We start from the raw sequence: 5,000 nt of genomic DNA, 5'->3' as shown, positions 1-5,000 counted from the left end.
GGCGGGCCGCCTTGAACCCGTGAAGAAAAGTCTCATTGGATCTTGGGGTCTCGTCTGTCAGGTCTCATGATCTGCGTGACAGATCGTGCTCAGGACCTGTGTGACACTTCGCCGAGTGCTGGCGGAGTTGAGCGTGGTCGAGCAGCGCTACCAAGCCGTGCTGCAGGTGTCATCCGGGGCGAGCGTCACCGAGGTCGCCCGGCGGTTCGGGATCTCCCGTCAAACAGTGCACAGGTGGTTGAGCCGCTACCGCGACCAGGGCCTGGACGGGCTGTCGGACCGCTCCTCGCGCCCGCACACCTCGCCGACCCGGATCCCGGCCGAGGTGGAGGCGCTGATCTGCGAGCTGCGGCGCAACCACTCCCGCTGGGGCGCCCGCCGGCTGGTGTGGGAGCTGACCCGCCGACCCTGCCCCGGGCCGGTGCCGTCCCGGGCGACGGTGCACCGGGTGCTGGTGCGCCACGGCCTGGTGCAGCTCACCCCCAGGGGCCGGCGGCGCGAGGACTACAAGCGCTGGCAGCGCTGCGAGCCGATGCAGTTGTGGCAGATGGACATCGTCGGCGGGATCATGCTGGCCGACGGCACCGAATGCAAGATCGTCACCGGGGTCGACGACCATTCCCGCTACTGCGTGGCCGCCACCGTGGTGATGCGCCCCAGCGGCCGGGCCGTGTGCCTGGCCCTGGCCGACGCACTGGGCCGCCACGGCATCCCCGACGAGCTGCTGACCGACAACGGCAAGCAGTTCACCGCCCGGTTCGGCCGCGGCGGGGAGGTTCTGTTCGACCGGATCTGCCGCACGTGCTTGCTGACCTACGAGTACGCCTGTCGCATACCCGGTTCACCACAGTCTCGGACCGCACGCGATGGAACGCGGGGGTCGACCCCACGGACCTGCGTGCCTTGGTGGAGCACTGGGCGGACGGCTTCGACTGGCGCCAGGTTGAAGCCGGGTTGAACAAGTACTCGCAGTACCTGACCGACATCGATGGCCAGCGGGTGCATTTTGTCCACGTCAAGTCTCCGCGACGCGGCGCGTTGCCGTTGCTGATCACCCATGGACGGCCGAGCTGCTTCGTGGAGATGCTGGCAGTGGCCGACCGGCTGGCCGCCGACTTCGACATGGTCATCCCCTCACTGCCGGGTTTCGGGTACTCCGAAACACCCCACGGGCCTTTCACCGGGCATCGGATCGCCGAGACCTGGCAGCACCTGATGACCACAACCCTCGGCTACCAGCGCTACGGCGCGTTCGGCGGGGACATCGGCGGTAGCGTCACCCAATGGCTCGGCGCCCTATTTCCGGCCAGCGTGGTCGGGATCCACATGACCTCCGGCAGCCTCACCGCCGGCATCGACTCTTCGGCCGTGAACCCGGACGAGCGGATCTACCTGGAGGCCGAACAGGCCTACGATGCCCAGGACGGCGGCTACAGCGCGATCATGCGAACCCGCCCGGACACGATCGCCGCGGCGCTGACGGACTCACCGGCAGGGCTATTGGCCTGGATCGCCGACAAGTACCGCGACTGGAGCGACTGCGAGGGCGACCTCAAGGCCCGGTGGGAGGCCGACGACTTGCTCACCGTGGCCACCCTCTACTGGGCCACCAGCAGCATCGGTTCCTCCTTCCGTCCCTACTACGACCATCCGCACACCGGACCCCGCCCACCGATCACCGTGCCGACCCCGATCACCCTGAGCCACGAATCCCTGATGGCAGGCTTCCCCCGGAGCCTGGCCGAACGCGCCTTTCCCAACCTGCGACACTTCGCTCGCCCCGACCGCGGCGGACACTTCATGGCCCACGAGGAACCGGACTATCTGGCAGAACAGCTCCGAACCTTCTTCCGGCCCCTGACCTGAACCGGGGTTGAGTAACGACGCCCCATCGCACATACCTCTGTTGACCTGCGCTTCCTCCCTGTGTGTTAGCGCGTCTCGTGGGTTGGCGCGTCACTCGACGCGCCACGGGCATCGCGGTCAGCCCCCGACGCTGATGGTGAGCGCGTGGCCGGTCGGCAGGACGCCGCTGCCCCGGTAGCCGCTCCACCCGTCATCGGGGACCGGCATGATCAGCTCGGAAACGCGCGAGACATCCGACCCGGCGGTGAGGACCAGGCGGGCGTTGATCACTGGCTGGGGCTCGGCGCCGATCTGATCAGCTTCGGCCGCGCCTTCATCGCCAACCACGACCTGGTAGAACGACTGCGTCAGGGGCTGCCGATCATGCCTCACGACGAGTCCACGTGGTACGAGGACGGCGACGCCGGCTATCTCACCTACACCGCCTACCGGCACACGGCCTGAAAACAGCCGGGATGATCCGGCGATGAACGCGATGCCGGTCGCACTCCTGTCTGGTCGCGCCGGTCGCCCGGCTTCAGGGCGTGCTCGAAGACGTCGCGCAGGAACTCCTCGCGGTGCACGTCGCCAGCCGCGGCCTGGAACAGTGCCTCGAAGGTCGCCGGGGCCTCGTGAGGCCAAGGCTGACAGCGGTCGCACACTATGGCGCACCGGGGGGCTTGTGGCAAGACCCGGGTCGTGCCGCAGAATTTCCGACCGAAGCAAAAACCCGCGAAATGAGGAGAGTCATGATCTCGACTGAAGAACGATATCGGAAGCGTCGTATTGAGGTCGATGGGCTTGAAATGGCATACGTCGAGGAGGGAGAAGGTGATCCGATCGTCTTTCTTCACGGCAACCCGACTTCGTCGTACGTATGGCGGAATGTAATCCCGTATCTGGCGGACAAAGGGCGCTGCATCGCCCCGGACCTGATCGGGATGGGCGAGTCCGCGAAACTTACGGCCAGCGGGCCGGGCTCATACCGCTTCGTCGAGCATCGCCGCTATCTCGATGCGTTCCTTCAGGCCCTCGACGTACGTGAGCGGGTGGTCATGGTGCTGCAGGACTGGGGTTCGGCCCTGGGTTTCGATTGGGCGTACCGTCAGCCTTCCGCACTCCGGGGTATCGCCTACATGGAGGCGTTCGTGGCTCCGATTCCCTCGTGGAGCGACTGGCCGGAGCCTGCGGCTGCGCTCTTCCAGGCGATCCGCTCCGCTGCAGGTGAAGAGATGGTTCTCGACCAAAACTTCTTCATTGACGACGTCTTGCCTGCAGAGGTGCTGCGAGGGCTGTCGGAGGCGGAGATGGCCGTCTACCGTCGTCCCTACACGGAACCGGGCGAGTCACGCCGACCGACGCTGACTTGGCCGCGCGAGGTTCCCGTTGCGGGCGAACCACGCGATGTTCACGATGTCGTCACGCGTTATGCGGAATGGCTCGCTAAGTCTTCGGTTCCCAAGCTGTTCATCGAGGCGGTTCCAGGAACGATGTTTGAAACACACCGGGCCGTCGCCCGGTCGTGGCCGAATCAGGCACACATCACGATCACGGGTGGCCACATGGTTCAAGAAGACGCTCCCGATCAAATCGGGGCGGCCATCGCCTCCTGGCTGCGAGATCTCTCCTGAAAGGGGCGGTGGCTCCGGGGCGACCTGGTGCTGGTGGAGGGCGACCCGATCACGGACATCACCGCTCCTCGGTAATCGGGGAGATGCGGCGGGGCGGAGTCCGCCAGAGCCGGTCCTGAGCCGGGCCTACGGCTTCTGTCCGGCCTCGTTGACGATGCCCACCTGGTACGGGTGGGCGTCTGCCAGGTTGTCCCCTTCTCGATGCTCCACTCCACATGCGGGGCCATCGGGACGCGCTTGCCGTCCTTCACGGTGAACTTTTCGACGCCCGGCCGCGGGTGGCGCTCCTCGTAATCCCTGATCGCGGTCTCGCGCTGCCTCTGTAGGCGTAGATCGCCGGATCCAGCAGGATCTCGAAGTCGCGCCACCCCTCGACGACGCGAGAAACCGACAGCACGGCACGGCCGTCGGCGTCGACCGCCGACTCGTTCACCATCACGCCGGGCAGTTTGGCGATCGCCCGGAAGATGGCGGCCTGCAGGTCCGGGGGGACGATGTTCTGGGACAGGGTGGTGGCGAACCGCTTGAAGATCCAGTAGTCCTGATCGGCGCCTTCTGTCTCGTGAGTCTTACGGAACTCGGCCAGCAGCGCGTCGGGGTCGGTCGGCAGTGCGGCCAGCAGGGCATAGATGTTCTCCGGCGCATGCCATCCTGGGTCGGAGGTCTGCAGCTTGCCGTTCACCTCATAGCCGACCCGCTTGCCGTCGGCTCGCGTCCAGAACTCGTCGACCGTGTTCAGCCGGCAGACCATCGTCAACGTCATCTGCGCATGCCGTACACCCCGCTTCCGACGCCCGATGCGGCCGCCGACCGGGCCGAGGCGCTGCGCGCCGCCCGGCGCCGCCACCACGCCCTACGCGCCGCCGCCCGCGGACGCACCACACCCCCACCCGCCCCAGCCGGCACCGACACCGACCAGGTCACCGAAGGCGAACGCCAGGTCCGCCTCACCGCCCAACGCATCCTCACCGACCACCTGCGCGACGAACGCCCCACCGACCAGCGCTCCACCCTCCCGGCCGCACCAACCTTCTGGGAAGGGATGCGCCTGGATCTGACCGGCGCCACCCTCATCGACTTCAACCTGACCCGCGGCCACGTCACCGGCGCCAGGTTCGACGAGGCAACCTTCACCAAGACCGCCCATTTCGCTCGACCTTCACCAAGGCTCCCTCGCTGGGCGAGGCGGTGGTGGTCGATCCTGCGGCCGCTCATGCGTGGCCGGACGGGTGGCGACTGGAGACGACGCCGGAGGGAGCGGGCCGCCTGATCCGAGAGGAGACAGACGGCGCCCCGGCCCGGGGTGCCTGACCGCAGGCGGCGGGCCGGCGGTGGTGTCCCTGAGCCGGATACCGGACAGTGCTACAACTCTGCCTGATCACCCAGCGGCGTCACCCCGGGTCAACGCCCCTCCCCTGGTTCCTTCACCGATTCGGCCCCGTGGGCCGTTCGACAGCAGAGCGCCGAAACCCGCCCTCTCCGAACGGAGCAACGGGCTGCCGCACCCTCATGGACTCAGGGGAG

The 5,000-nt window shown here is 67.3% G+C and carries 5 protein-coding genes and 1 pseudogene; 5 read left to right on the top strand and 1 reads right to left on the bottom strand.

Translation table 11 applies throughout. The annotated features are described in order from the left end of the window. Positions 1–127 precede the first annotated feature (127 nt). The 4 genes and pseudogenes from ACWDS7_RS46475 to ACWDS7_RS46460 all read left to right on the top strand — a co-directional run. Positions 128–817 (top strand): annotated as a pseudogene (locus ACWDS7_RS46475) (helix-turn-helix domain-containing protein); the annotation flags it as partial. Next, complete coding sequence (locus tag ACWDS7_RS46470; protein WP_451934513.1) at positions 802–1,866, top strand: epoxide hydrolase family protein; 1,065 nt, start codon at positions 802–804, stop codon at positions 1,864–1,866. The pseudogene ACWDS7_RS46475 and the gene ACWDS7_RS46470, both read left to right, overlap by 16 nt. Before the next feature lie 144 nt (positions 1,867–2,010). Then, positions 2,011–2,310 (top strand): hypothetical protein, encoded by a 300-nt coding sequence (locus ACWDS7_RS46465; RefSeq protein ID WP_451934512.1) that lies wholly within the window; start codon positions 2,011–2,013, stop codon positions 2,308–2,310. 80 nt (positions 2,311–2,390) lie between these two features. Next, complete coding sequence (locus ACWDS7_RS46460) at positions 2,391–3,476, top strand: haloalkane dehalogenase (protein ID WP_451934511.1); 1,086 nt, start codon at positions 2,391–2,393, stop codon at positions 3,474–3,476. Positions 3,477–3,723: 247 nt separating this feature from the next. Here the strand turns inward: ACWDS7_RS46460 and ACWDS7_RS46455 are convergent, their stop codons facing one another. Then, complete coding sequence (locus tag ACWDS7_RS46455) at positions 3,724–4,239, bottom strand: hypothetical protein (protein ID WP_451934510.1); 516 nt, start codon at positions 4,237–4,239, stop codon at positions 3,724–3,726. Positions 4,240–4,245: 6 nt separating this feature from the next. Between ACWDS7_RS46455 and ACWDS7_RS46450 the strand changes: the two genes are divergently transcribed. Next, complete coding sequence (locus ACWDS7_RS46450) at positions 4,246–4,746, top strand: hypothetical protein (protein ID WP_451934509.1); 501 nt, start codon at positions 4,246–4,248, stop codon at positions 4,744–4,746. The last annotated feature ends 254 nt before the right edge of the window (positions 4,747–5,000 follow it).

This window comes from Streptosporangium sp. NPDC003464 (assembly GCF_053588315.1).
This window is presented reverse-complemented; position numbering and strand designations above follow the sequence as displayed.

Excerpts from the sequence above, each read along its gene's own strand:
- ACWDS7_RS46455 (WP_451934510.1), bottom strand. The coding sequence starts at position 4,239 with ATGACGTTGACGATGGTCTGCCGGCTGAACACGGTCGACGAGTTCTGG.
- ACWDS7_RS46450 (WP_451934509.1), top strand. The coding sequence starts at position 4,246 with ATGCCGTACACCCCGCTTCCGACGCCCGATGCGGCCGCCGACCGGGCC.